Below are 25278 nucleotides of genomic sequence, written 5' to 3' on the forward strand. Positions count from 1 at the left end.
CGAGGATCGACATCCGACATGCTACCGCGACCGGCAGGGACCGTTCCCGTACCGCAGCACGGCCGAGGACGGCTGGACCGGAACATCTCCGGTCGGCAGCTTTCCCGCGAACGGCTGCCATCTGGTCGACCTGATCGGCAACGTCTGGGAGTGGACCGCCGACCGGTGGGCTGCCCAGCACCCCGCGGCGGCGGCATCGCCCTGCTGCGTGCCCGTCGACCCGCGTTCGCCGAACCGCGGCGTGGAACGGGCGCAGGACGCCCTCGTCGTCAAGGGCGGCTCGCACCTGTGCGCGCCCGAATACTGCCTGCGCTACCGGCCGGCCGCCCGACAGCCCCAGGACCGCGACACCGCTGCGACCCATATCGGTTTCCGGTGCGCCGCGGACGTCGGCTGACCTGCGCCCACAGCGTCGGCGCCGGCTGAGCGGAGTCCAGTCAGAGACCCGAGTTGCGGGCGACCTTGTGCTGAGCGGCCTGCGCGATGGGGCGGATCACCATGAGATCGACGTTGAAGTGGTGGGGGCGGGTCAGCGTGTAGACGACGGCGTCGGCCACGTCGTCGGCGGTCAGCGGGTTCTTCACGCCTTCGTAGACCTTGTCGGCCTTCTCCTTCGAGCCCAGGCGCTTGAGCGAGAACTCGTCGGTGGCGACCATGCCCGGGGCGATCTCGATGACACGGACGGGCCGGCCGGCCAGCTCCAGGCGCAGGGTGGCCGCGATGCTGTGGGAGCCGTGCTTGGCGGCGACGTATCCCCCGCCGCCCTCATAGGCCTGATGCCCGGCGGTCGAGGACATCACGACGATGTCGCCGCGGCCGGATTCGATCAGCGCGGGCAGGAGCGCCTGGACCGAGCGCACCACGCCGAGCACGTTGACGTCGAACATCTGCTGCCAGTCGCCGATATCGGATTCGGCGACGGTGTCGGTGCCCAGCGCGAAGCCAGCATTCGCCACGAGCGAATGCACCGGTCCGCCCGCCAGCACCTGCTCGGCCATGGCCGCGACGTCCTCGTCCTTGGTCACGTCGGCGACGACCACCTCGGCACCGGTCTCCTCCGCAAGTGCGCGGAGGTTCTCCTCCCGCCGAGCCACCGCGACGACGTCCCAGCCCTCAGCGCGCAGGCGCCGCACTGTCGCGGCGCCGATTCCCGAACTGGCTCCTGTTACGACTGCTCGCAGAGTCGTCATGTTCCCTCCATCGGTCGGATCGGCCATCGTCACTGGCATAGCTCGCGGCTGTCACCGGCACTGCTCGCGGCCGGCCCTGGCGCTGCTGACGTCGCTGGTGCGTGATCACCGGCCTGCGACTCCGGCCGCCGGCTTCCGCGATCGCTCGGCTTCCGCGATCGCCTCCCACCTTAGTGGTGTCGATCATCCCGGACCAGCACCGATGCTCATCGCTCGCCGTCGGGCCGGTCCGCCGCCGACCGGCCGTCGCGCTGTCCTCCCCGTCGCCCGAGCCCGCGCGACGGTGCACCTGCGCCGAACGCCGCGCGCACGACCGGGATCTTCAGGGCCGCTGCCGTGATCGCGGCGCATACGAGTGTGTACACCAGGGGCATCACCAGGCCCTGCAGGGCGACGTCGCCCAGGCTCGACGGACCGCCGATCACCTCGCGCATCGGGAAGAGCAGCAGCGGGTGGAGCAGGAATACGCCGAAGGAGTAGGGATACAGTCGGTGCAGCCATGTGAACCCGGAGCGCATGTGGTGGTGCAGCAGCAGGTATGCGGCCAGCGACATCGGCACCACCGACGGCGACAGGTACGCGTAGGAGAACTTCCACGGCTTCTCCCCCAGGCCGAACCCGGCCCACAGGAATGTCGCCAGCAGCCCGGCCGCGAAGACGACCCAGGTGAGCACCGCCTCGCGCCTCGTCAGGAGCCAGTCGCGCATCACCCAGCCCAGGACGTAGTAGCCCATCATCGGCAGGAAGCGGGTGGCCGCGTTGAGCTCCCCGATGCCGAAGACGGCGGTGAAGACCTCGTCGGCCATGCCGATGCCGAGCAGGATCAGTGCGGTCGCCCACTGCAGGCGGCGCGACCCGTGGGTGGACAGCAGCCGCATGAACGGGGTCAGCAGCGTCAGTCCGGCCAGCACGTAGAGGAAGTACAGCTGGACGAACGGGGACCCCGACACGATCGCCGCGATCGGGTCCCAGTCGGTGTTCCGTCCGCCCATGTAGTACAGACGGAACAGGACGTAGACGACGGTCCACACCACCAGCGGGACGCCGATGCGGTAGGCCCGCTTGACGAAGAACGTCCGGGGCCGGACCCCGCGAGCGGGATCCAGCGCGAGGGCGCCGGCGATCATCAGGAACACCGGCACCGACCAGCGCGCTGCGGAGTCGATGGCGTTGGCCAGCCACCACACGCTCGTCCCGAAGTCGGTGTAGCGCGTCTCCACGGTGTCGCCGATCGCGTGGATCGCGACCACCGCGATGATGGCGAGCGAGCGTGCGGGGTTCATCCACCCCGTGGCCGTGGGAGGAGGGTTGTGGTCCCCGACCTGCCCGAACAGTCGCGCAAGGAGTCGCATGCCCCAATCTTGGCACGGCCCTCTCACCGGTGGTCGCTCGTTCCGCGTCCGAGGCGGGTGAGGCCGGGCATGACGGGCCGACGACAGCGGGCGACAGGTTTGGTTTGTACGCACCCGGGTGCGAAAATCGACTACTATGACTCAACCTGCCTCACGCACACACGACACGGTGCACCTTCCCGACAGACCCGCCCTCGAAGGGCTTCAGGAGAAATGGGACCGGAAGTGGGGTGAGAGCGACGTCTACGCCTTCGATCGGAGCACCGACCGCGGCGCGGTCTACTCGATCGACACTCCCCCGCCGACCGCTTCGGGTTCGCTGCACGTGGGGCACGTCTTCTCCTACACCCAGACCGACATCATCGCCCGCTACCAGCGGATGACCGGCATGAACGTGTTCTACCCGCTGGGCTGGGACGACAACGGCCTGCCCACCGAACGGCGCGTCCAGAACTACTACGGAGTGCGCTGCGAACCCTCGCTGGCCTACGAACCGGACTTCCGGCCGCCGGCCAAGGCACCGCGCAACGCGCGCGACTTCGTGCCGGTCTCTCGCCAGAACTTCATCGAGCTGTGCGAGCAGCTCTCCGCCGAGGACGAGAAGGTCTTCGAGGACCTGTTCCGCAACGTGGGACTGTCGGTGGACTGGAAGTACACCTACCGGACCATCGACGACACCTCGCGGGCGGTCTCCCAGCGCGCCTTCCTCGCCGATCTGGCCGGCGGCCACGCCTATTCGGCGGATGCGCCGACCATGTGGGATGTCACCTTCGGCACCGCGGTCGCCCAGGCCGAGCTCGAGGACCGGGAGCGCGAGGGCGCCTACCACAAGGTGACGTTCTTCCCCGCCGCTGCCGACGGCACCGCCGACACCTCCGTCGAGCCGATCGTCATCGTGACCTCCCGACCGGAGCTCATCCCGGCGGTCGTCGCCCTGGTGGCTCATCCGGATGACGAGCGCTACCAGCCCTACTTCGGCACGCGCGTGGTCTCGCCGCTGTTCGGCGTCTCGATCGAGGTCAGAGCGCACGAACTGGCGAAGTCGGACAAGGGCACCGGCATCGCGATGGTGTGCACCTTCGGCGACCTCACCGACGTCACGTGGTGGCGCGAGCTCGAGCTGCCCACCCGCGCCGTCGTCACCCGGGACGGCCGCCTGAGCCGGGAGACCCCGGAGTGGGTCGCGAACTCCCCCAAACCCGACGCCGCCGAGCTCTACCAGCAGCTGGCGGGCAAGACGACCTTCACCGCGCGCAAGGACATCGCCGAGCTGCTGAGCGAATCCGGTGATCTGCTCGGAGAGCCGGAGCCCATCACGCACCCGGTCCCGTTCTACGAGAAGGGCGACAAGCCACTCGAGGTCGTGACCTCCCGCCAGTGGTACATCCGCAACGGCGGCCGCTCCCGCGAGCTCCGCGACCAGCTCATCGCGCGCGGCCGGGAGCTGACCTGGTACCCGGCGTTCATGCGCTCCCGCTACGAGAACTGGGTCGAGGGGCTCAACGGGGACTGGCTGGTCTCCCGGCAGCGCTACTTCGGCGTGCCGATCCCGCTGTGGTACCGCCTCGATGCGGATGGCAATCCGGACTACGAGGACCCCCTCGTGCCGGATGACTCCCTGCTGCCGATCGATCCGCAGGCGCAGACTCCCGCCGGATTCTCGCCCGAGCAGCGTGACCGGCCGGACGGCTTCACGGGAGACCCCGACGTGTTCGACACCTGGGCGACCTCCTCGCTGACACCGCAGATCGTGGGCGGCTGGTCGCGCGACGAGGACCTCTTCGCGCGGGTGTTCCCGTTCGACCTCCGTCCGCAGGGACACGACATCATCCGCACCTGGCTGTTCTCCACGGTGGTGCGCGCGAACTCCCTGAACGACTCGGTGCCGTGGACGGCCGCGGCGCTGTCGGGCTGGATCCTCGACCCGGACCGGAAGAAGATGTCGAAGTCGAAGGGCAATGTCGTCGTGCCCAGCGATATCCTCGCCGAGTCCAAGCCGGGGTTCGGGCCGGACGCAGTCCGCTACTGGGCCGCAAGCGCCAAATTCGGCGCCGACACCGCCTACGACGTCTCCCAGATGCAGATCGGGCGGCGGCTGGCGATGAAGCTGCTGAACGCCTCGAAGTTCGCGCTCGCGCAGGGCGTGCACGCCGAGCTCGCGGGCAGGCTCGACCAGGTGAGCGCTCCGCTCGACCGGGCGCTGCTGGCTTCGCTGCAGTCGACCGTGTCCGCGTGCGAGCAGTACATGGCCGACTACGACTACGCCCACACGCTGCGCACGGCCGAGACCTTCTTCTGGGAGTTCACCGACGACTACGTCGAGCTCGTCAAGGACCGGTCCTACGGCGCGCAGGGCCAGGAGGCTCAGCTGTCGGCCCACGTGACCCTGGCGACCGCCCTCGAGGTGCTGCTGCGCCTCTTCGCCCCCATCATGCCCTTCGTCACCGAAGAGGTGTGGTCCTGGTGGCAGTCCGGGTCAGTGCACCGGGCCGCCTGGCCCACAGCAGAGGCCACTCCCGCTCCCGAGGCGCCCGCCGACATGCTCGCCGACGTCGCCTCGGTGCTGGGAGAGGTGCGCCGGTCGAAGACGGAGGCGAAGATCTCGCAGAAGACGGAGATCGCCTCGGCGGTGCTGACGGCTCCCGGGCGCGTCATCGCAGCTGTTCGGGAGGCCGAGGGTGACCTGCGCGCTGCCGGCCGTGTACGGGATTGGGAGCTGCGCACCGGCGGGGACGAGGACGGGATCGTCCTGTCGGCGGTGGAGTTCGCGACGGCCGAGCAGAATCAGTAATGGCCTGAGCAGGACCGACGCCGCGGCTGACATCGGGCGCGCCGTGGCGCGCCGGTGATCTAATGTGGGGAGTGTGAGCAGGCCTCACACTCCCCTCCGTCGTTTCTACCCCGAGGAGTCCCATGCGGAGCGAACTGTTTGCCAAGCGCAATGCCGAGCAGGAGATCAACCAGCGATGGACGATGCAGTCGTCCAAGATGCTGCGCACACTCATCACCCCCGACGCACCCATGGTGGCCACCAAGGGAGCCATGGTCGCCTACCAGGGCAACGTCGAGTTCAGTCATCAGGGCTCGACCTCCGTGGGGCAATTCCTCAAGAAGGCTGTCACCAGCGAGGACACCCCGATGATGAAGGTCGAGGGCCACGGCGAGGTCTTCTTCGCACGCCAAGCCTCGAACATCTTCCTCATGCAGCTCGAGGGACCGCACGACGCGCTGACCGTGAATTCCTCGAGCCTCCTCGCCTTCGACGCGAACCTCGACTGGGACATCAAGAGGGTCCGCGGAATGGGCGCGATGGCCTCCGGTGCAGGCCTGTTCAACCTGGAGCTGTCCGGGCAGGGCACAGCTGCGATCTGCTGCCAGGGCGATCCGATGATCCTCGACTGCTCCCGGACCCCGACCTTCGTCGACCCGCAGGCCGCCGTGTGCTGGTCGGCGAACCTCGCGCCCGGCGTCAAGGCGGCTGTCGGGCTCGGGGCGTTCATCGGCCGCGGATCCGGCGAGAGCTTCCAACTCGCCTTCCACGGCCCGGGCTTCGTCGTGGTGCAGCCGGCCGAAACGGTCTGAGGAACACGGTTCGACGTCAGACGGCCCCCGGGAGCCTATGCTCCCGGGGGCCGTTTCGCTGGCAGGCCGCTGCTCCTCCGAGTGGTGGTCAGCCGACTTTGGACTGTCGTCAGGCCGACATGCTCCGCCGTCAGGCCGACGTTCGCGGCAGTCAGGCCGACTTGGGCCGGCGCTGCGGCTCGTTGGAGCGCTTGGGGACGATGGTCGGGGCGGCGTTGCTCTCAACGACCTCCTTGGTCACGACCACGGAGTCGATGTCATCGCGGCTCGGGATGTCGAACATCACCGGCTGCAGCACTTCCTCCATGATGGACCGCAGGCCGCGAGCTCCGGTCCCCCGCAGCAGTGCCAGATCCGCGATCGCCTCCAGCGCGTCCTGTTCGAACTCCAGCTTCACGTTGTCGAACTCGAACATCCGCTGGTACTGCTTGACGAGCGCATTCTTGGGAGTGGTCAGGATCGCCATCAGGGCATCCCGGTCCAGGTTCGACACCGTCGCGAGCACGGGCAGGCGGCCGATGAACTCCGGGATCAGCCCGAACTTCAGGAGGTCCTCCGGCATCAGATCCGAGAAGAGGTCCTCCTCGTCCTGCTTGGACTGCAGCAGGGCCCCGAAGCCGATGCCGTGCTTGCCCTTGCGCGAGGCGATGATCTCCTCCAGCCCGGCGAAGGCTCCGGCCACGATGAAGAGCACGTTCGTGGTGTCGATCTGGATGAAGTCCTGGTGGGGGTGCTTCCGACCGCCCTGCGGCGGCACCGAGGCCTGAGTGCCTTCGAGGATCTTGAGCAGCGCCTGCTGCACGCCCTCGCCGGACACGTCGCGGGTGATCGAGGGATTCTCCGACTTGCGGGCGATCTTGTCGATCTCATCGATGTAGATGATGCCCTTCTGAGCCCGCTCGATGTCGAAGTCTGCCGCCTGGATGAGCTTGAGAAGGATGTTCTCCACGTCTTCGCCCACATAGCCGGCTTCGGTCAGCGCGGTCGCGTCCGCGACCGCGAAGGGCACATTGAGCTTCTTGGCCAGCGTCTGCGCCAGGTAGGTCTTGCCTGAACCGGTGGGTCCGACGAGCAGGATGTTCGACTTGGCGATCTCGATGTCCCCGCCGTCGCCGTCTGCGGATTCGCCGAGCGCCCGGATCCGCTTGTAGTGGTTGTAGACGGCCACTGCCAAGGCGGTCTTCGCCGACTCCTGGCCGACGACGTACTCCTGAAGGAAGTCGAAGATCTCCCGGGGCTTGGGCAGCTCGCTGGGCTCGATCTCCGAGGTGGACTGGTTGAGCTCTTCCTCGATGATCTCGTTGCACAGCCCGATGCACTCATCGCAGATGTAGACGCCGGGTCCTGCGATGAGCTTCCGGACTTGCTTCTGGGACTTGCCGCAGAAGTTGCACTTGAGCAGATCTGCGCCCTCGGTTCCGCGAGCCACTGTCACAACCTTTCGGAGGGGCACTTGACCCCAAGAGTATCCCCAGTCAATTGCTTACCTCAACAGCATTCCACATCCCACTGACACGGGTGCGCAGGGGGCGGATGGTGTGTCGAGCTGAGACGACCGGGTGCGGGGACTTCAGCGAGCCCCCGCACCCGGTCATGCGCTGCACGCTCAGGCGGGGATCGCCTTGCGCGAGGTGAGCACCTGGTCGACCAGGCCGTAGTCCTTCGCCTGCTCGGCCGTCAGGAAGAGATCCCGCTCGATGTCGTTCGACACCTGCTCGGGCGTCTTGTTCGAGTGCGCCGACAGCGTCTGCTCGAGCCAGGTGCGCATCCGGAGCACCTCGGCCGCCTGGATCTCGATGTCCGACGCCTGCCCTTGGCCCTGCCCCTGCATGGCCGGCTGGTGGATGAGCACACGGGCGTTGGGCAGCGCGAGGCGCTTGCCGGGCGCGCCGGCGGCCAGCAGCACCGCGGCCGCGGATGCGGCCTGACCCAGGCACACCGTCTGGATCTGCGGCTTGACGTACTGCATGGTGTCGTAGATCGCGGTCAGGGCGGTGAAGGAACCACCCGGCGAGTTGATGTAGAGGGTGATGTCCCGGTCGGGGTCCTGCGATTCGAGGACGAGCAGCTGGGCCATCACGTCATCGGCGGAGGTGTCGTCGACCTGCACTCCGAGGAAGATGACACGGTCCTCGAACAGCTTTGTGTAGGGATCCTGGCGCTTGAACCCGTACGGTGTGCGCTCTTCGAACTGGGGCATCACGTAGCGGGAGGTCGGCATCGAGCCGGCCGCGCCCCAGGGTGAAAGATTCGTCATTCGTCTGACTCCTTGTGTCTCAGTTGAGCGGGCTGTCGCCGGACATGTCCTCGGAACCGCTGATGACCTTGTCGATGAAGCCGTAGTCGAGGGCCTCGTCAGCGGTGAACCAGTGGTCCCGGTCGTTGTCCTTGAGGATCTGCTCCAGCGACTTGCCGGTCTGCTCGGCGGTGAGCTCTGCCATCTGAGTCTTCATGTGCAGAATGAGCTCGGCCTGGATCTTGATGTCCGTGGCGGTGCCGCCGATGCCGCCGAGCGGCTGGTGCATGAGGATCCGCGCATGAGGGGTCGCGTAGCGCTTGCCCTTGGTGCCGGAGGACAGCAGGAACTGCCCCATCGACGCGGCCATGCCCATCGCGACAGTCGCGACGTCGGGCTTGACGTGCTGCATGGTGTCGTAGATCGCCATGCCGGCAGTCACCGAGCCGCCGGGCGAGTTGATGTAGAGCCAGATGTCCTTGTCTGGATCCTCGGCCGCCAGCAGCATCATCTGCGCGCAGATCATGTTGGCGTTCTCGTCCCGAACCTCCGACCCCAGCCAGATGATCCGCTCGCGGAGCAGGCGGTTGTAGATGTGGTCATCGAGGCCCAGCCCACCGGTTCCATTAGCGGAGACCGGGGAGGCGAACTCGTGTGTGCTCACGTTTCACTCCTTGTATGGATCGGTGTTGTATTGGACTCTAACCGGTGCGCCTCGGGATTTAGTCCCCGACCGGGCCGGTGTTCGCCCTCAGCGTGATCCGTCCGCGGAGCGGTCCGGAAAGCACGACGGGCACGGTGTGAACCGCGCCCGTCTGCGAACCAGGGGTCAGGACTTCGCGGAGTCCTTGTCCTTCTTCGACTTCTCCGCGGACTTCGGGTCCGACTGGGAGTCCTCGGAACCGTGCTCGTCGGCTTCGTCCGCTCCCGCCTCGGGGTCCTCGGACGCGGTTTCCGCGACCTGCGGATCCTCAGAGGATGCGCCTTCGCCGCCCGCGTCAGCGGATGCGCCTTCGCCGGCGGACTCCTCTGCGTCGGTGCCGTCGGCGGAATCCGCCGCGTCGTCCTCGGCCTCGTCGTCCTCACCGGGAGGAGTGGTGAACGCGGTCATATCGACGGCGTTGCCCTCGGAATCGACGACCTTGGCCTCGGCGAGCACCTCGGCCAGTGCCTTGCGGCGCGCCACCTCGGACACGATCGCAGACACCTGGTTGTTCGAGTCGAGGGCCTGCGCGAACTCGTTCGGGTTCATGCCGTACTGCTGAGACGCGGAGATGATGTATTCGATGAGCTCCGGCTGGGAGACGTCGACGTTCTCCGCCTCGACCACTGCATCGAGCACGAACTGGGTGCGCAGCATCCGCTCGGTCTCCTCGGTGACCTCGGCCCGGTGCTCGTCGTCCTCGAGGCGGTTCTCGGCCTCAAGGTGGCGGTGCACCTCGTCCTCGACGAGCTTGGCCGGCACGGGCACGTCCAGCTTCTCCAGCAGCACTTCCAGAACCTTCTCGCGAGCCTGGACGCCCTGCTCGGTCTCCTTCTGCTTGGCAGCCTGCTCGCGCAGGTCCTCGCGGAGCTCCTCGATCGTGTCGAACTCGCTGGCCAGCTGCGCGAAGTCGTCGTCGGCCTCCGGCAGCTCACGCTCCTTGACGGCCTTGAGGACGATCGTGACCACGCCGGTCTCACCCGCGTGGTCGCCGCCTGCGAGGACGCTCTCGAAGGTGGTCTCCTCGCCGGCCGACAGACCGTCGAGCGCCTCGTCCATGCCATCGAGCATCGTGCCGGCTCCGACCTGATAGGAGATGTCGGTGGCGGAGTCGACTTCCTCATCGTCCACGGTCGCGGTCAGGTCGAGGGTGACGAAGTCGTCCTGCTGCGCGGGACGCTCCACCGACTTCAGGGTTCCGAACCGGCTGCGGAGCGCGTCGAGCTCTTCCTCGACGTCCTCGTCGGTGACCTCGAAGGTGTCGACCTCGACCTCGAGGCTGTCGTAGGACGGAAGCTCGACCGCGGGCCGGACGTCGACCTCGATCGTCAGGCTGAGGTCGCCCTCTTCCTTGCCGTCGAGGCCTGGGATCTCAGTGACCTCGACCTCGGGCGAACCCAGCGGGCGGAGGTCATGCTCGTCGATCGCCTTGCGGTAGAAGTCGTCGAGGCTGTTATTCACTGCCTCCTGCAGAACCGCCGGTCGCCCGATCCGCTGGTCGATGATGCGCGGCGGCACCTTCCCGCGGCGGAACCCGGGCACCGAGACCTGCTTCGCGATCTCCTTGTAGGCCTCGTCGATGCTCGGCTTGAGTTCGGCGTAGGGCGCTTCAATGCTGAGCTTGACCCGGGTCGGGTCGATGTTCTCGACGGAGCTCTTCACAATTTACCTCTCGTTGGGACAAGGATTCGGGACACAGATCTTGGAATTCGGTCGGGTGACCTGAATAGAAGCCGTCCGACAGCCTATCTCAGTCGCCCGAGGGAGAGAAAATCTCAGTCCTCGGGCTCGACAGCCGGATCGATCTCACACTCCGCCCGACGCTTTCAGCGACGAGGAGGGCGATGCCCGCCTCATCGCCTCATGAGCGGCGGCCTGTCCGTTCTCCTGATCGAGGATGCCGCCGAGGTCTCGCTTTCCTGCTGCCGGCCTCACAATGGAGCTATGACGACACGACGACGCGTGCTGATCACCGGCGCAACAGGCGGCATCGGGCAGCTGCTGGCGGACGAGCTGGACGGAGACTACGACGTCGTCCGGCACGGGCGCAGCCCGCACGACGACCAGCAGACGCAGACGGTGCGCTTGGCCGACATCGCCGAGTACGACGAGGTCCGGCGGCTGATGGATGGGATCGACACTGTCGTGCACCTGGCCGGCGCCTCGAGCCCGGACTCGTCGTGGGACGCCGTGCTCGAGGCGAACATCATCGGCACTCGAAATGTGCTGGAGGCGGCCCGGAGCGCGGGCGTGCGCCGCGTGGTCTTCGCCTCCTCGAACCATGCGCTCGGCATGTATGACCGCCACGAGGAGTGGCCGGTGTACGCGCATCAGCTGCCGCGCGGAGATTCGCTGTACGGGGTCTCGAAGATCTTCGGTGAGGCCCTGGGCAGGTTCTACCACGACGAGCACGGCCTGGACTTCATCGCGCTGCGCATCGGCTGGATGTCCGAGGACCCCGAGGACGCCGACGAGGATGTGCTGCACGCGATGTGGCTGAGCCCGGGCGACTGCGTCCACGCCTTCCAGCGGGCGATCGAGGCGGAGACGACCTTCGGGCTCTACTACGCGATCTCGGACAACCCGAACCGACGGTGGGACATCACGAACACCATGCTGGAGCTGGGCTACCGCCCGCAGGACTCGTGGACCGAGCGGGTGCCGGGCGAGGAGACCGTGATCGAAGGCGGGGCCGAGGTGCGCGACGACTGGCCGCGGGGATCGTGACCTTCAGACCCGCTCCTTGAGCTCCCCGGGCGCGCAGCGGAATCCTGAGCCTCACGTGGCTCTCCGACTGCGGGAGGCCGTCCATCGGGGATCTCGTCCTGCCAGTCCCAGCACCCGGTCGAGTCGAGACGCATCCGCATCGACGGCGACCACCGGACCGAAGAGCCCGGCCCGGGCGTCCGGGTCGTCCGGAACCGCGCTCACGAACTGCTCGACAGCGTCCAGTGCCGCCGGTTCCACGGCATACGGCCGGCTGGTCGCGACTGCGAGGTCCCAGCCGTGCAGCACCAGTTCATCGAGTGCGACCAGCCCTGCATCACCAGCAGGCATGGTCAGCCCGCCGGCCTGAGTGGTTCCCTGCCACGCTGCCTGGTTGTCCCACGCATCGGCGAGTTCCGTGAGCCGGAGGGGGATCTGCTCACGCCAGTCGTCGGGAAGCGCCAATCCTGCAGGGTCGGGCGGCGTCGACGTCGTGGGTCCGTCGATCTTCTGTGCTGCATCGCGAAACGCAACCGCCAGGCCGAGGATGTGAGCCACGAGGAGCCGGACCGGCATCGCCTCGCACGGGGTGGGGTCGCCGAGCCGGTCGTCTGAGATTCCGAGGATCAACTCCGACACCAGAGTCGCCTGCGGGGTGAGATCGATCATCGTGTGCCTCTTTCGCTGAAGTCACCACCAGCGTAGGGAGCGCTCGGCGTTCAGCACGTCTCCAATCCTGCTGCTGCAGTACAGCCGAAGGCCCCGGAAATGACTCCGAGGCCTTCGTGATCACAGGGCCGGGCCAGGCCGGTGTGCAGGGCCGGGTCAGGCCAGTTCGGCGTTCAAGGTGATCTCCACACCACTGAGCGCCTTCGACACCGGGCAGCCGTCCTTGGCTTCGCCGGCGATCCGCTGGAAATCCCCGTCCTCGATGCCGTCGATGGTGGAGGAATTGACGAGTTCGATGCCGGTGATTCCGCCCTCGCCGATGTTGAAGGTCACGTTGGCGGTGGTCTCGATCGTGGTCGGCGGGGTGCCGTTCTCGGCGAGCATGTTCGAGAACTGCATCGAGAAGCAGGTCGCGAGCGCCGCACCGATCAGCTCCTCGGGAGAGGTGGTGCCGCGTTCGGACTCCTCGGAACGGGCCTTCCAGTTGGTCGGGAAGCTGCCGAGCTGCGAGGTTTCGAGAGTAGTCGTGCCGTTGCCGGACTTGAGATCGCCGTTCCAGACGGCGCTGCCGGTGTTGGTGACGGGACGGGGCATGGGTCCTCCTCTGTGCGAATGTCACGGTCACGTTCTGTGACCGCGCTTCCTCATCACCGTATCGTCGAACCGGATGTCCGCAACAGACCCGAACCAGGTCCAGTCCCTCTCAGCGGAACTCCGCTGCGTCGATCTCGGCGACCGGCCGGGACTCCATCGCGGTGATGAAGCTCCACGAATCCGGGCGGGAACCGTCGACATCGGTCAGCCCGTAGTGCTCCGCCAGCTGGAACGAGCTCAGCGAGGTGGTGTTCCACCGCGACCTGTCGGGATCAGCTGCCATGGCGACGATTCCTCGGGCCAGCATCGCCGGCGTCTCGGAGATGACGAACTCGTACGGCGGCACGGCGTCCGTCTTCCCGCGGTTCGCCTCGGCCGCCTGTCGCCACGTGTCCTCGGAGACGTTGAAATGGTCCAGCATCATCTCCGATCGCAGCCAGCCCGGAGTCACCGAGACAGCCGTCGCTCCGTGCGGCGCCAGCTCATGGCCTTCTGCGAAGGCGAGGCGGTCGACCGCAGTCTTGGTGATGTCGAGGAATACGGTCGAGCGGTAGTGCGTCGAATTGTAGGCGCGGGTGCCGTCGGTGACTTCGACAACCAGCCCTCCGGGCCTGCTGGTCAGCAGCCCCAAGGCGCAATGACTCGTGATGAGGTGGGTGGTGAAGCCGGTGTCGAAGAGCTTCATCCCCTTGTCGAAGTCGAACTCCCACAGCGGAATGTCGAACTCGACGTAAGCCTCTCCCCCGATGTCGTTGACCAGGATGTCGAGCCTGCCCTGGTCCTGGTCGATGCGTTCGATCAGCGAGCGGACCTCGCCGAGTCTGCGGTGATCGACGACGGCAGGGTGGGCGGTGCCGCCCTCTGCCCGGATGAGCTCGACCGTCTCCTCGATCGTCTCCTTCCGCCCATAGTCGGACGGTCCCTGTGCGGTCGATCGGCCGCTGCAGTAGACCACCGCCCCGGCGCGCGCCAGTTCTCGAGCAATCGCCCGGCCGGCTCCTCGGGTGGCGCCTGCGACGAGCGCGACTCGGCCTGCGAGCTTCGGTGCTGCCCCTTGCATTGCTGCTCTCCTGTTCCTTGCGTCTTCTCCTGCCTGAACTGCTGAACTGCTGAACAGAGCCTCTCAGCAGATGGCGACATCCGCTGTCGCCATTGCGTACGCTGATCAAGTGAAGTCCTCGCGGCTGCTGGCGATCATCATGGAGCTCGCTCGAGTATCGAGCACTACCGTCGGTGATCTCGCGGCCAAGCACGAGGTCTCCCCGCGGACGATTCAGCGCGATATCGCCGCAATCCACGCGATGGGAGTCCCTGTCTGGACGCGTCCTGGTCCGACTGGCGGAGTGGGGATGGTCGAGGGCTGGTCCTCACCGGTTTCGGGGATGACGGGCGCTGAGATCCGCGCCCTGCTGATCGGTGAGACGGCCTCCAACGGGCTCGGTCTGATCGCCGAGTTCCGGTCCGCCCGGGCGAAGCTGACTGCTGCTGCAGACTCCGCGGCGCTGGCCGCGGAAACGGTGGGGCAGCGGTTTCTCGTCGACGCGACGCAGTGGTTCAGCGCTCCGGAGCAGCCCCGCGAGCTCCCCGCCATCTCACGCGCGGTGTGGACCGGGCGCAGAATCACCGTCGTCTACCGAGCGCACGGCCGGGAGCCCGTCAGCCGCCGTCTCGACCCGCTCGGCCTCGTGCTCAAGACCGATCTCTGGTACCTCGTCGCGGCTCACCGGAAGCAGCCTCGCACCTACCGGGTCTCCCGGATGGAGAGGGTGAAGGTCCACGATGAAGGGGCGGTGCGACCCGCCGAGTTCTCACTGTCGGACTACTGGGCGGCGGCGCGTGCGGAGTTCGACTCGGCAATCCGCACCACCCGTGTCCGACTGTCGATCCCGACCGCCGGGATCAGCGACCTGCGGCGGGCGGTTCCCGGCCCGGCGACCGAGACTGCCATCGCGTCAGGAACGATCGCAGATGGTCGCATGGAACTCGAGCTGGGGATGGAAACCGCCGAAATCGCTGCCTCCCAGCTGGTCACCGTCCCGGGTGTCGAAATCCGCGCGCCTGCGGACCTGCGGCGGCGACTGTGGGCTCACGGGCAGGAGCTGGTGGCGTACAACAGCGATAGCTGAACTCACGACGATTGGTGGACCCAGGACCGTCTCGATGTCGGGGGTGGGCGACAGAGATCGACCGACAGGTCGACCCCGCCTCTCCGGTGCGAGCCTTATCGTCCGCGACGAGTACCCGGACGCGGCGTCCTTCGATCTCTCCGAGGAAGCCGAGGGCAACAAGCTCTACTACCTGCTGCATGGGCGGGATCGACGACGAGTCCACCTGGCAGACCAGGAGCACCGTCAGCAGGATCGTCATCAGGAAAACGGCTGAAACCGGCAGCCGGGGGGCTCCAACGCCTTCGTAGTCGAGTGGCGGCGAGTCAGATCTGGGACGCGTCGGGCAACGCCTGGTGAGTGGCGACGGCCAGTCGGTTCCAGACGTTGATGGTTGCGATGGCCATCAGCAGGGCGACGAGGTCGTCGTCGGTGAAGTGGGACGCTGCCTCATTCCACACTGTGTCGGGCACACCATCATCGCCGATCAGTGTTACCGCTTCTGTCAGCTCCAGCGCCGCTTGTTCAGAATCCGTGAAGAAGCTGCGGGCTTCCCGCCAGCCGGCGAGAATATCCAACCGCCGCTGGTCTTCGCCATTGCTACGGGCATCGCGGGAATGCATGTCGAGACAGAAAGCACACCCGTTCAGCTGGGACGCGCGAATCTTGACCAGTTCGTACAAACCCGTGTCCAGGCCGCTGTTGTGTACGTAGGTCTCCATCCCCATCACGGCCCGCCCAGCAGCCGGGTCAACAGAGAGATAGTTCAACCGTTCGCCTGTATTTGCCATACGGTGTCACCCATTTCCGTTGTCCGTGTGGGGCTTGATGTCATTCAGCGCGTGCAGCGCCAGCGCCGAATGGGCGTAGGCCCCACCTGCGCGCATCTCGGCTGCGACCCAAATCGCTTCCATCACTTCTTCACTGCTGGCGCCCTTGCGGTCGGCAAGTTTGGTGTGTCCGCGGATGCAGTAGGGGCATTGGGTGACGTGGGCGACGGCAACAGCGATCAGCTGTTTGGTCTTCTCGTCCAGTGCACCAGCTTTGAAGACTTCTCTGCTGAACCGGTCGAATGCATCTTCGATGTCCGGGGCCAGCTCCTTGCGGCGTTCGCCCAACTCTGGCGTCGCTGCTGGGTAGAGGTCGTCGACCATTGTCTGACTCCTTCTTCTCCGTTCGAAACTCATCACCGTAGCCGGGACCAGCCGCACGGCTGAGTGGACACCGGCATCTGCTCTTTCGTGATTGCGCGGTAGACGGCGGTCATCGCACGTGAACCCGCCGGGAGTCATCATGAGCCATGAGAACCTCATTGAACTGTTGACTCGTGCGGCACGGGTGATCTCCATGTCCACTGTAGAAGTGGGATACACCACATAGCAACAGGCAGGACTGGGCTCATGAAAAGTACCCGCGAAGACCCCCGGTGCCGCAAATGATTCAACAAGGTCACGCTTCCTGAAATCACTGACCAATCCGCCAAGCCGATTCGATGCACCCGGCTGGTCAACACGCTCGCCGCCGACGAAAGCTGCGCCGGCGCAGCGCCTGGCCCTATTCAAGGAGGCCCTTCAATGACGCAGCAGGTGGACTTCCGCCCTCGTGCTGGGATCCCGTGAGTCCGCTATAACCGTCGAGAGACTGAGCTGTCCTGCCGTTCCGCCCGCGGGGCGACCGAATCAGCCCGTGCAGGGCATGGTGCCGCGGTGTAAACTCGCGGTACAGCACACATTCAAGGGTGCTTTCTCGTCGTGCGCACTGCGCTACTCCACGTCGGACGGCCTCAAGGACGAGGCTCTACCGTGAGGGTGCCCCACCGGGCGGAGGAGGCCAATCATGGGAGAAGCCAACCAGAATATCGACTCACTCATGGCCGAGGAGCGTCAGTTGCGTCGACCGGCACGTGGAGAACGGCCGGGGCAACACGGTCGCCTATTGCTGGGAAGGCGAGCCTGCGGACCAACGGCTCACGATCACCTATGCCGACCTGCGGAGCAGAGTCGTGAAGGCTGCCAACGCGTTCGGGTCACTGGGAATCGGCAAGTGGACGGAGGTCGCTGTGTACATGGGTATGATCCCCGAGTCACCGGTGACCACGCTGGCTCTGGCGCGGCCGGTACCCCGTTCACCTTTGTCTTCGGTGGCTTCAGCGCGCACGCCCTGGGGAACCGAATGGCGGAGATGGAATGCGAATTCCCGCCAGTATGCCCGCGGCGTCCGGCGGGGCCTTGACGAGACCTCGACGCAGGTGTGACCTGAGTGATGACTGCGACTGAACTGGAGGATGCATGAGGACGATCCGCACGTGTCTTCAGATTGGCCCGATGCCCCAACGCCTCACGTGCCGCCCATGATCGGTGCTACCAGCACACTGGGTCGCTCCGCTGTTGCCCCTGAGCGCAACGCCGGCCATGAGGTCCGGTGGAGCTCGCGGCCACAGGGCGTCGATATCTGGACCGGCGAGGGCTCGACTACGCGTTGCACGGAGTAGACGTCATCGACTGTTCGAAGCCTCCGACGCCCGACGGTGATGAAGCAGTCAAGTGGTAGGCCACGGCGTTGCGACATCTCAACGCCGCAGCGAGGTCGCGGAGGTGGCACGCATGGCTGACGTAATGGCTGACAAGGAGATGGCGATGGATGATTTCGAGATCGTGGAACAGCAGGACGGCGAGTACCTCTTCCGCATCGGGGCCGGCGACGAGACCGCATCGGTCACGCTCTCCCTGACGCTCGACGGAGCCGAGGCCGCCAGCGACGGCCAGCTGGCCGACAACGAAGCAACAGCTCGTGCCACCGTCCGCTACCTCCTCGAACACCAGGATGCCGACGATCTCCCCGAACAGGTCGCGCTCCCGGACGTGCTCGTCGCCTACCCGGGTGCCATCGATCGGATCGTGCGCCTGCGGGACTGAGCAGAGCGAACCGAGAACACGAGTGAGCACGGGGAAGCGATCATCGGCGTGTCGGATTCGGCAACCGTTCGCCACGAGTCATGAGGGTCACCGGATGCTCGGGCCATGAGCCATTGCCCGGCCCTTGCTTCTTGGTACGTCCGATGCAGACTTTGCGGCAACGAGCCTTTCCTCAGCTGCTGTGACCATAGTGGAGTCCCTTCTCCCATGGGCTCTCGCAGTCAGTCCAGGTTGCGTCCCCCGTCGGCGTATTGCAAGACATCTGAGGAAGAATCGTCGGCCGCGCTTCTGCACTGTCGCGCGCTGGTACAAGGCATGCCTGTCCGGCGGCCAATGCACGCGGTACAGTGAATGCCCCAACGGTGCCGAGAATGCAGGTACAGGAATGAACATTGTGGTGAAGCACGTATATGACGGGCCCGGACACGACGATGGGACGCGGGTTCTCGTGGACCGGATATGGCCGCGGGGCTTGCGTAAGTCGGACGCGCACCTGGATTACTGGCTGAAAGATGTTGCACCGTCAACGGAGCTTCGGAAGTGGTACGGCCACGATCCGGAGAAGTTCAGAGAGTTCGCCGACCGATACAGACACGAACTGAACACCACCGAAGGACAGGATGCCCTGCAACAGCTGAGAGACGCAGCCACCGGTAAGAAGATGACACTGTTGACCGCAACGAAGGATATCGATCACAGCCAAGCCGCCGTTCTCGCCGAACTGTTGGGGGATTAGACGTACGAGATCGACGGAGGCGACGAGGACATTTCCTTCCTGGAGATGCTCGACGTCCTCAATGAGCGGCTCACCGCCGAGGGCGAGGATTCCGTCGCGTTCGACCAACGACTGCCGCGAGGGCATCTGTGGAATGTGCAGCCCGATGATCGACGGGATCGCCCACGGGCAACGAGCGAGGACCGTGGTGGGCCACCTGCACAGGCGCAGCTTCGCCGACGGCGACTCCAGCGACGTGGAGCCGTGGCGCTCCGACAGCTTCCCGATCGTCAAGATATGGTCGTCGACTGCAGCGCCTCGATCGCATCGTTCGGTCCGGCAGGACACGATCTCGCGCCTGAACGCGGACGTGATCGGATCGCTCGTCCGGCGGGAGGCTGACAGCTGGATTCGGTGGTGAAGCTGATGGTGCAACCGGGACTCCATGGACGCCGTCTGCTTCCCCTGCCTACATTGGGAGAGTGGACAGTCAACGGCTCGGAGCGACGCGGGCCGACCGTGCCTCCACCGGCACTCGCCGCGGCGGCACTGCGGTGAGTCGTCTCGCGTTACTGCTCCCTGCAGGCATCTGCCTGCTGCTGGGACTCAACGCGGGCTTGCTGCTGCTCGGCGGGCCCGCACCTCTGAACAGTACCCGGCTGGGCGAGGCGCACGGACTGCTCATGACGCTCGGCTTCGTGGGCGCCCTGATCGCACTCGAACGCGCCGTGGCGCACAAGGCGTGGTGGGCCTTCGGCGCCCCCGCCTGTCTGGCCGGCGGAGCGATTCTGGCGGTGCTGCCGATCCCTGGGTGGCCCGGCAGGACAGCCCTGGCCCTCGGAACAGTGGTGGCGCTGCTGACCTACCGCCGGCTGTGGCGGCGCTCCTACGATCCCGCCGTCGCGGTCCAGTCCCTGGGTGCGGCGCTGGCGGTCGGAGCGGCGCTGCAGTGGGCAGGCGGGGTCCCCATTCCGGCGCTGGTTCCATGGCTGACGGGATTCCTCGTCCTCACGATCACCGGCGAGCGCATGGAGCTCGCCCGAGTGCCGCTGGATACCGCCGACGGCCGCACCCACGACACCGAGGCGGTGACCACCTGCGTTGTGCTCGCCTCCGCCGTCGTGATCGGCACTCCGTGGCCTGCGGTCGGGCAGATCGCCTTCGGCCTGGCGCTGGTCCTGCTTGCCGTCCGGTTCGCCGCCCGGGACGTCGCCTGGCACACGGTGCGCGCCACCGGCCTGCCGCGCTTCGCGGCCGCCTGCATGCTCGCCGGCTACGCCTGGCTGGCCGTATCAGGTGTCCTGTGGATGGTTCCCGACACCGGCGGCATGCTCTACGACGCCGCGGTGCATGCCATCTTCCTCGGTTTCGTCATGTCGATGATCCTCGCCCACGCCCCGGTCATCCTGCCGGCCGTGCTGCGTCGCCAGCTGCCCTACACCCCCGGATTCTGGGTGGTGGCCGCACTGCTGCACGGTTCGCTGCTCATCCGCATCGCCGCCGATCTGGCAGGCCTCGAGGTCTTCCGAACCCTGGGCGGCCGCCTCGGGGTGATCGCGCTGCTGGCCCTGGTTGTGACGGCGTTCTGGATGTCGGTGACAGCGAGCCGGGGCACACCGAACCGGGGCACAGCGAAAGAAGTCGTCGGGAATGAAGCCGCGGGGAAAGCGGGCGGGCAGAACCCATGACCGTCTCCCCCAAACCGCTGACAAACCGCCGCCGCTGGCATCTGCGCGCCGGCCTCCCGATCCTGCTGTGGGCACTGGCGGCGGTGATCGCCGTGATCGTCCATCGGTTCGTCCCGCAGCCTCGGTGGCTGATGGTCCACACTCTTGCGCTCGGGATGGCGCCCAACGCGATCATCGTATGGAGCTCGTACTTCGCGGATGCCCTGCTGCGCACCCGTCGCACGGCTCACCGGCGCGAGGCCCTCACCCTGATCGTCCTCAACCTCGGCATCGTCGCAGTCTTCGCCGGAATGCTCACTGACCTCACCCCGCTGACCGTGACCGGCGGCCTGCTCGTTGCCGCGGCCGCACTCATCCATGGTGTCGGACTGTGGCTCCAGGCCCGAGGCGCACTGGCCTCCCGCTTCGCCGTCACGGTGCGCTACTACATCACGGCAGCGCTGTGCCTGCCTGCCGGCGGCTGGCTCGGAGTCGAAATGGCCCGGGCAGACGAGGCGAACACCGAGCGACTGCTGCTGGCTCATCTGGCGCTGAACCTGCTCGGCTTCGTCGGGCTGACAGTGGCCGGCACCCTGGTCTCGCTGTGGCCGACGATGCTGCGCACGAAGATCGTCCCCGGCGCCGAACGCGCCGCCGCCCAGGCCTGGTGGCTGCTGGTCATCGGTGTCCTGCTCAGCGCCGCAGCCGCAGCGTTCGGCTTCACGTGGCTGGTGGCGGCAGGCGTGCTGCTGTACCTGGCCGGCCTGAGCGTCCTATCCGCGGCCCTGGTCCGCGAGGCACGGGTCCGGCCGCCAGAGCACTTCGCATCCTGGTCGGTGGGGTTCGGCATGCTGTGGTGGATCGGCTGCCTGGTGGCCCTGGTGCTCATCCTCGTCTCGACCGAGTCGATGCCGGAAGCCGTGACCGGAGTCAGGAATCTGACCACCCCCTTCATCGTCGGCTTTCTCGCCCAGGTGCTCATCGGCGCGCTCTCCTACCTGATCCCGGTGGTGCTCGGCGGCGGACCGAATGTCAGCCGCCGCACGTCCGCGGTGCTCGACTCCGGCCGGTGGGTCCGCCTGGTGCTGGTCAACGGGGGCGGGGTTCTCTACCTCCTCCCCGGCCCGAGCCTGGTGGAGGTCGCCACCTCGCTGGCGGCAGCCGCTGGGCTCGCGGCATTCCTGGTGCTGGCCGTCCGCGCGATCATCGCTGCCACGCGGGGTGAAACAGCCGAACAGCCGGACGACATGGAACGGGCAGCGGCAGTGCGGAAGGCGCGCGGCGGAATACTGACCGGCCTGGGCATCATGGCGATAGTGGTCGCCGTCGCCGCCGCCCTCGACCCGGTCGCCGTCACCGGGCGCAATTCGGTGACGACATCCGGAGGCACCGGTGAGACGACCACCGTCGAGGTGAGCATGACCGGTATGGCCTTCTCCCCGAACGTCATCGACGTTCCCGCCGGAGACCGACTCATCATCGAGATCAGCAACGACGACACCACCGGGCAGGTCCACGACCTGACGCTGGCCAACGGAGCGGCCTCCGAGCGGCTCGCGCCTGGCGAGTCGGCGACACTCGACGCCGGAATCATCACCGAGACCACCGAGGGCTGGTGCACGGTGACCGGCCACCGACAGATGGGCATGACGCTCACGTTCCGGGTCAGTGGGCTGGCTCCCGAGGCACCCACCGGAGCCGAGGCGCCCGCCGAGGACGGCTCCAATGCCGGACCGGCCGACGATGATCACCGCTCCGGCGAAACGGAGGACGCCGCCGGCTACGATCCGAATGCCGGGCCCGGCCCGGAGTGGGAGGCCAGGGATCCGCGCGCGCCCGTCGAGGAGACCGGCACCGTTCACCAACACGCATTCACCGTCACCGAAAGCGAAGAGGAGGTCGCGCCCGGGGTCCGCCAGGAGCTCTGGACCTACAACGGCACCGCCCCCGGTCCGACCCTGCGCGGACAGGTCGGTGACGTCTTCGAGATCACCTTCGCCAACGATGGGCAGATCGGCCACGGCATCGACTTCCACGCCAGCGCGCTCGCCCCCGACCGGCCGATGCGGGTGATCGAGCCGGGCGAGGAGCTGACCTACCGATTCACCGCCACGAAGGCCGGGATGTTCATGTATCACTGCTCGGCGTTGCCGATGTCGGTGCACATCGCCAACGGCATGTTCGGCGCTGTGATCATCGAACCGCCGGGCGGCCTCCCCGAGGTCGACCACGAGTTCGTCATGATCCAGTCGGAGATGTACTTCGGGGCTGCCGGCGAACCCGGCAACCCGGACGAGCTGCAGGCGGAGGAGCCCGACGCGGTGGTGTTCAATGGCTACCCGGACCAGTACAGCCACGAGCCCATACAGGTGCCAGTCGGAGAACGGGTCCGGGTCTGGCTGCTGCCGGTCGGTCCCCAGCGGGGCATGTCGTTCCACATTGTGGGCGGCCAGTTCGACACCGACTGGTCCGAGGGAACCTACGACCTCAAGTGTGGCTATGAACCGTGGTCCGATGCCGCCGACGAATGCTCGACGATCGGCCCATTGGGCAGCCAGACCTTGGCGCTCGGCGTCGCGCAAGGCGGTTTCGTCGAGTTGGAATTCCCCGAGGCCGGCCATTACCCGTTCGTCAATCACCAGATGGTCGACGCCGAGCGCGGTGCCTCAGGCGTGTTCGAGGTGCTCCCGGCGGAGCCGCTGAGATAGCAGGCAGGTCGCCTGGGCGTGCGGCTCGGCTTGCGGATGCGAAGCCACCAGTTCGGTGTCGACCCCGAGCGGGCTCAGATGGGCGGCACCACCCGGTGAGCCCAACGGGGCCTGGCGCCCGGGAAGGGTGTCGAAGAAGAGCAGGGAGTTGTCGCGGAGGTACGTTTCCGGGACTCCAGTCTTCATGAGCCCTATTGCGAGAACAAGGGCAGTCAGACCCGCTCCGCAAAGGAGAAGCCGTTTCACGCTCCTCCGCTCACCAGCACCGAAGACGGACTCGCAGCGTCATGCCCCAGTGCTTCACCTGGTCAGATCCGGTGCTTCTATGTCGGGGTGACAGGATTTGAACCTGCGACCCTCTGCTCCCAAAGCAGATGCGCTACCAAGCTGCGCTACACCCCGCGACGAACAAGGACTCATCCTAGTCGGCTTCCGCACTGAATCGCCAATCACGCGCCGGCCCCCGGTCCCCTTCCACGAGGGAGCTGAGCGGAGCTTCCGATTTTGCAAACCCCGCTCAGGTGCTCTAAAGTCGGGTGAGCACTCGGGGATGTAGCTCAATGGTAGAGCCTCAGTCTTCCAAACTGATGGTGCGGGTTCGATTCCCGTCATCCCCTCCGAACAGAAAGCCGCTGGTGACAGCGGCTTTCTTCATTCCAGGCCCCAAGACCTGCGACACTGGTGGAGTGAGCGTTCCGCCTTCCCCAGAGCCCATCCACACCGGCAGTTCGAGCGAGCCCGGGCAGCCTCCCCCTGCCGGCAGATCTTCGAGCGGCCATGCGACCATCTCCCTCGGGTCTTTCGCGACCCTCCTGATCTCGATCGCGGCGGTCCTGCTGTTCGGCCTCCAGAGCGACTGGGGCTACCTCCCGCTCGTCAGCGGGGTCGTGCTGGGCTTCGTCGCCGGCCGCACGCTGGGCAGGGATCTCCTCCTCATCGCCCTGGCGCTCGGTCTGATCAGCACCATCTCCGTGGAGGCCGACATCTCCTGGGGCAACATCGCCCTCATGGGAGTCGTGCTCGGCGGCGCCGTCGTCGTCCCCTATGTCATCAGTCGCTGGGTCTACGGCGACGACGTCATCAAGTTCCCGAGGCGCCAGGGCCGCCCGTGGTCGAAGCTCGAGTGGGGATGGCTGGTGGTCGTCGTGTTCCTCGGCTGGCTCATCCTGCCCCGCTACTTCATCGGGTCCGGTGCGTATCAGAACTGGCCCGCGGTGGAGACGCCGAGCGAGATCATCCGGCTCTTCCTCGGCGTCAACGCAGTCGGCATCTGGGACGAGCTCTTCTTCATCTGCACGGTCTTCACGCTGCTCTACCGCCACTTCCCCTTCTGGACGGCGAACGTCCTGACCTCGATCATCTTCGTGTCGTTCCTGTGGGAGCTCGGCTATCAGGCCTGGGGGCCGCTGCTGACGATCCCCTTCGCGCTGGTCCAGGCGGTGATCTTCACCCGCACCAAGTCCCTGCCCTACACGATCTGCGTCCACCTCCTGTTCGACCTCATGGTGTTCCTGGCGATCGTCCACGCGCACCACCCGGCGTGGATCGACATCTTCTGGTACTGAGGCGTCGCCAGACGCAGAACGGGGCGGGACCGCCTGCAGGTCCCGCCCCGTTGTCAGCACTCCGATCAGACTGCGCCGGTGTCCTCGAACTTGCGCATGATGTCGATCCTGCGCTTGTGCCGCTCGTCGCCGGAGAACGGCTCGGCGAGGAAGGCGTCGACGATGGCGAGCGCCTCGGCCTCGTCGTGCTGGCGAGCGCCGACGCTGACGAGCCATGCGTCGTTGTGCTCCCGCGCGAGCTTCGCGATCTCGGTGTTCCAGGCCAGCGCCGTGCGCGCGCCTCGGACCTTGTTCGCAGCCATCTGCTCACCGTTGCCGGAGCCGCCGATGACGACTCCCAGCGAATCCTGCCCGGCGTCGCGGTCGGCGACGACGGCCTGCGCGGCGGCGATGCAGAACGCCGGGTAGTCATCGAGCGCGTCGTATTCGAGCGCGCCGTGGTCGACGACCTCGAATCCGCGCTCGCTCAGATGCCTCTTGAGCGTCTCCTTGAATTCGAAGCCCGCGTGGTCGGTTCCCAGATGAACTCTCATGTCCTGCCTCATGTGTGCTGTGCCGGATGGCGTGTACC

Annotated in this window: 25 protein-coding genes, 2 tRNA genes and 1 pseudogene; 14 read left to right on the forward strand and 14 right to left on the reverse strand. The window is 66.6% G+C overall.

The genetic code is table 11. The features are described 5' to 3' along the window. Nucleotides 1-82: 82 nt before the first annotated feature. A pseudogene (locus tag LXN01_RS16495) lies at nt 83-397 on the forward strand (formylglycine-generating enzyme family protein); the annotation flags it as partial. Nucleotides 398-437: 40 nt separating this feature from the next. On the opposite strand, the gene LXN01_RS07775 reads toward LXN01_RS16495, so the two are convergent. Both LXN01_RS07775 and LXN01_RS07780 read right to left on the reverse strand, forming a co-directional pair. Further along, nucleotides 438-1190 carry an SDR family oxidoreductase gene (locus LXN01_RS07775; RefSeq protein WP_236864047.1) on the reverse strand — a complete coding sequence of 251 codons (753 nt, stop codon included), beginning with the start codon at nt 1188-1190 and terminating at the stop codon, nt 438-440. A gap of 206 nt (nt 1191-1396) precedes the next feature. Next, nucleotides 1397-2542 (reverse strand): acyltransferase, encoded by a 1146-nt coding sequence (locus LXN01_RS07780; RefSeq protein WP_236864048.1) that lies wholly within the window; start codon nt 2540-2542, stop codon nt 1397-1399. A 136-nt stretch (nt 2543-2678) separates the two neighbouring features. Between LXN01_RS07780 and valS the strand changes: the two genes are divergently transcribed. Continuing rightward, a complete protein-coding gene (gene valS, locus LXN01_RS07785) occupies nt 2679-5333 on the forward strand; it encodes a valine--tRNA ligase (protein ID WP_236864049.1) in 2655 nt (884 codons plus the stop codon). Between the two features lie 122 nt (nt 5334-5455). Further along, a complete protein-coding gene (locus LXN01_RS07790) occupies nt 5456-6124 on the forward strand; it encodes an AIM24 family protein (protein ID WP_236864050.1) in 669 nt (222 codons plus the stop codon). 151 nt (nt 6125-6275) lie between these two features. Here the strand turns inward: LXN01_RS07790 and clpX are convergent, their stop codons facing one another. The 4 genes from clpX to tig form a co-directional block, all read right to left on the reverse strand. Beyond that, entirely contained in the window at nt 6276-7553 is a 1278-nt protein-coding gene (gene clpX, locus LXN01_RS07795; protein WP_236864052.1) for an ATP-dependent Clp protease ATP-binding subunit ClpX, read from the reverse strand. Between the two features lie 177 nt (nt 7554-7730). Beyond that, nucleotides 7731-8381 (reverse strand): ATP-dependent Clp protease proteolytic subunit, encoded by a 651-nt coding sequence (locus LXN01_RS07800; RefSeq protein WP_236864053.1) that lies wholly within the window; start codon nt 8379-8381, stop codon nt 7731-7733. Nucleotides 8382-8400: 19 nt separating this feature from the next. Beyond that, complete coding sequence (locus tag LXN01_RS07805) at nt 8401-9024, reverse strand: ATP-dependent Clp protease proteolytic subunit (protein WP_336885248.1); 624 nt, start codon at nt 9022-9024, stop codon at nt 8401-8403. Nucleotides 9025-9189: 165 nt separating this feature from the next. Next, nucleotides 9190-10725 carry a trigger factor gene (tig, locus tag LXN01_RS07810; protein WP_236864057.1) on the reverse strand — a complete coding sequence of 512 codons (1536 nt, stop codon included), beginning with the start codon at nt 10723-10725 and terminating at the stop codon, nt 9190-9192. Between the two features lie 282 nt (nt 10726-11007). Here tig and LXN01_RS07815 point away from each other — a divergent pair, with 282 nt between their 5' ends. Further along, nucleotides 11008-11790: an NAD-dependent epimerase/dehydratase family protein gene (locus tag LXN01_RS07815; protein ID WP_236864059.1), complete on the forward strand. Its 783-nt coding sequence runs from the start codon at nt 11008-11010 to the stop codon at nt 11788-11790. A 51-nt stretch (nt 11791-11841) separates the two neighbouring features. Here LXN01_RS07815 and LXN01_RS07820 read toward each other — a convergent pair whose 3' ends face one another. From LXN01_RS07820 to LXN01_RS07830, 3 genes are all read right to left on the reverse strand, one after another. Beyond that, complete coding sequence (locus LXN01_RS07820; protein WP_236864060.1) at nt 11842-12438, reverse strand: TIGR03086 family metal-binding protein; 597 nt, start codon at nt 12436-12438, stop codon at nt 11842-11844. A gap of 156 nt (nt 12439-12594) precedes the next feature. Next, complete coding sequence (locus tag LXN01_RS07825; RefSeq protein ID WP_236864061.1) at nt 12595-13032, reverse strand: OsmC family peroxiredoxin; 438 nt, start codon at nt 13030-13032, stop codon at nt 12595-12597. A 109-nt stretch (nt 13033-13141) separates the two neighbouring features. Continuing rightward, nucleotides 13142-14092 carry an SDR family oxidoreductase gene (locus tag LXN01_RS07830; RefSeq protein ID WP_236864064.1) on the reverse strand — a complete coding sequence of 317 codons (951 nt, stop codon included), beginning with the start codon at nt 14090-14092 and terminating at the stop codon, nt 13142-13144. 70 nt (nt 14093-14162) lie between these two features. Between LXN01_RS07830 and LXN01_RS07835 the strand changes: the two genes are divergently transcribed. Then, a complete protein-coding gene (locus LXN01_RS07835; RefSeq protein ID WP_236864065.1) occupies nt 14163-15158 on the forward strand; it encodes a helix-turn-helix transcriptional regulator in 996 nt (331 codons plus the stop codon). 43 nt (nt 15159-15201) lie between these two features. Beyond that, nucleotides 15202-15414 carry a hypothetical protein gene (locus LXN01_RS07840; protein WP_236864067.1) on the forward strand — a complete coding sequence of 71 codons (213 nt, stop codon included), beginning with the start codon at nt 15202-15204 and terminating at the stop codon, nt 15412-15414. A gap of 49 nt (nt 15415-15463) precedes the next feature. On the opposite strand, the gene LXN01_RS07845 is transcribed toward LXN01_RS07840, so the two are convergent. After that, nucleotides 15464-15928 carry a carboxymuconolactone decarboxylase family protein gene (locus LXN01_RS07845; protein ID WP_236864068.1) on the reverse strand — a complete coding sequence of 155 codons (465 nt, stop codon included), beginning with the start codon at nt 15926-15928 and terminating at the stop codon, nt 15464-15466. 6 nt (nt 15929-15934) lie between these two features. Beyond that, complete coding sequence (locus tag LXN01_RS07850) at nt 15935-16291, reverse strand: carboxymuconolactone decarboxylase family protein (protein ID WP_236864069.1); 357 nt, start codon at nt 16289-16291, stop codon at nt 15935-15937. Between the two features lie 749 nt (nt 16292-17040). Here LXN01_RS07850 and LXN01_RS16475 point away from each other — a divergent pair. The 6 genes from LXN01_RS16475 to LXN01_RS07875 all read left to right on the forward strand — a co-directional run bounded on the left by LXN01_RS16475 (nt 17041) and on the right by LXN01_RS07875 (nt 23142). Continuing rightward, nucleotides 17041-17391 (forward strand): AMP-binding protein, encoded by a 351-nt coding sequence (locus tag LXN01_RS16475; protein WP_369127330.1) that lies wholly within the window; start codon nt 17041-17043, stop codon nt 17389-17391. A 349-nt stretch (nt 17392-17740) separates the two neighbouring features. After that, the gene (locus tag LXN01_RS07855; protein WP_236864070.1) at nt 17741-18052 is read left to right on the forward strand and encodes a hypothetical protein; all 312 of its coding nucleotides are present in this window, start codon (nt 17741-17743) and stop codon (nt 18050-18052) included. A 385-nt stretch (nt 18053-18437) separates the two neighbouring features. Further along, nucleotides 18438-18788, forward strand: a complete 351-nt coding sequence (locus LXN01_RS07860; RefSeq protein ID WP_236864071.1) for a DUF488 domain-containing protein — start codon at nt 18438-18440, stop codon at nt 18786-18788. 145 nt (nt 18789-18933) lie between these two features. Next, the gene (locus LXN01_RS16325) at nt 18934-19188 is read left to right on the forward strand and encodes a hypothetical protein (protein ID WP_336885249.1); all 255 of its coding nucleotides are present in this window, start codon (nt 18934-18936) and stop codon (nt 19186-19188) included. 61 nt (nt 19189-19249) lie between these two features. Further along, on the forward strand, nt 19250-20455 hold the full coding sequence (locus LXN01_RS07870) for a DUF8744 domain-containing protein (protein ID WP_236864072.1): 1206 nt from the start codon (nt 19250-19252) through the stop codon (nt 20453-20455). Next, a complete protein-coding gene (locus tag LXN01_RS07875; protein WP_236864073.1) occupies nt 20452-23142 on the forward strand; it encodes a multicopper oxidase domain-containing protein in 2691 nt (896 codons plus the stop codon). The genes LXN01_RS07870 and LXN01_RS07875 overlap by 4 nt, the downstream gene beginning before the upstream one ends. Here LXN01_RS07875 and LXN01_RS07880 read toward each other — a convergent pair. Together LXN01_RS07880 and LXN01_RS07885 are read right to left on the reverse strand one after the other, a co-directional pair. Beyond that, on the reverse strand, nt 23101-23328 hold the full coding sequence (locus LXN01_RS07880) for a hypothetical protein (protein WP_236864075.1): 228 nt from the start codon (nt 23326-23328) through the stop codon (nt 23101-23103). The genes LXN01_RS07875 and LXN01_RS07880 overlap by 42 nt on opposite strands. Before the next feature lie 142 nt (nt 23329-23470). Then, nucleotides 23471-23544 (reverse strand) — tRNA-Pro (locus tag LXN01_RS07885). Nucleotides 23545-23688: 144 nt separating this feature from the next. Between LXN01_RS07885 and LXN01_RS07890 the strand changes: the two genes are divergently transcribed. After that, a tRNA-Gly gene (locus tag LXN01_RS07890) sits at nt 23689-23759 on the forward strand. 69 nt (nt 23760-23828) lie between these two features. Beyond that, on the forward strand, nt 23829-24707 hold the full coding sequence (locus LXN01_RS07895) for a CPBP family intramembrane glutamic endopeptidase (RefSeq protein ID WP_336885250.1): 879 nt from the start codon (nt 23829-23831) through the stop codon (nt 24705-24707). 65 nt (nt 24708-24772) lie between these two features. On the opposite strand, the gene LXN01_RS07900 is transcribed toward LXN01_RS07895, so the two are convergent. Then, the gene (locus LXN01_RS07900) at nt 24773-25240 is read right to left on the reverse strand and encodes a ribose-5-phosphate isomerase (protein WP_236864077.1); all 468 of its coding nucleotides are present in this window, start codon (nt 25238-25240) and stop codon (nt 24773-24775) included. Nucleotides 25241-25278 lie beyond the last annotated feature (38 nt).

The sequence above is a fragment of the Brevibacterium daeguense genome (assembly GCF_021729135.1).
GTDB classification, from domain to species: Bacteria; Actinomycetota; Actinomycetes; order Actinomycetales; family Brevibacteriaceae; genus Brevibacterium; species Brevibacterium daeguense.